1 protein-coding gene is annotated in these 757 nt (G+C 46.5%); it reads right to left on the reverse strand.

The genetic code is table 11. The features are described from left to right. On the reverse strand, window positions 1-612 hold a 612-nt coding region (locus A3762_RS00590), incomplete at its 3' end, for an NAD(P)-binding domain-containing protein (protein ID WP_197468896.1). Window positions 613-757: the final 145 nt, after the last annotated feature.

Genomic DNA, 757 nt, shown 5'->3' on the forward strand with positions numbered 1-757 from the left:
CAAGAAATCATAAGACTCAGCAATTAATTGCATGTCGCCATATTCAATGCCGTTATGCACCATTTTTACAAAATGTCCGGCACCACCTTGTCCGACCCAATCACAACACGGCTCACCACTTCTGGTTTTGGCAGCAATCGATTGCAGTATCGGTTTAAGGTGAGGCCATGCTTCCTGACTTCCACCTGGCATAATCGACGGTCCATGACGAGCCCCCTCCTCACCACCAGAAACGCCTGCGCCCAAAAATAAAATGCCTTGTTCTGAGAGTTCTTTCAGTCTTCGAGCGCTATCTTCGAAATTAGAATTCCCACCATCAATGATGATGTCACCCTGCTCCAGATGAGGGATTAGTTGCGCAATAACGTCGTCAACAACTTGCCCCGCTCTAACCATCAGCATGATCTTGCGAGGAGTGCTTAAAGCATTCACTAGCTCTTCGATAGAGTGAGCGCCTTTGATGTTTGTTCCTTTTGCTGCGCCTGATAAAAACGCGCTGACTTTGTCTTTGCTGCGGTTATACGCCACCACTTCAAAGCCATGATTATCCATATTTAGAATGAGGTTTTGCCCCATTACTGCTAAGCCAATTACACCAATGTCTGCACTCATATCAGCCTCTTAATCGTTGACCAGTAAACTTGCCGCCGCTTCATCGAGCAACCATTGCGTCTCACCATCAAAGGCAAAAATATTCGCTGCTGGATATTGCTCAGATTCTTCTTCGTCACCAAACACATCTCGCACGATTTCTGCT

The sequence above is a fragment of the Oleiphilus sp. HI0125 genome, from assembly GCF_001635355.1.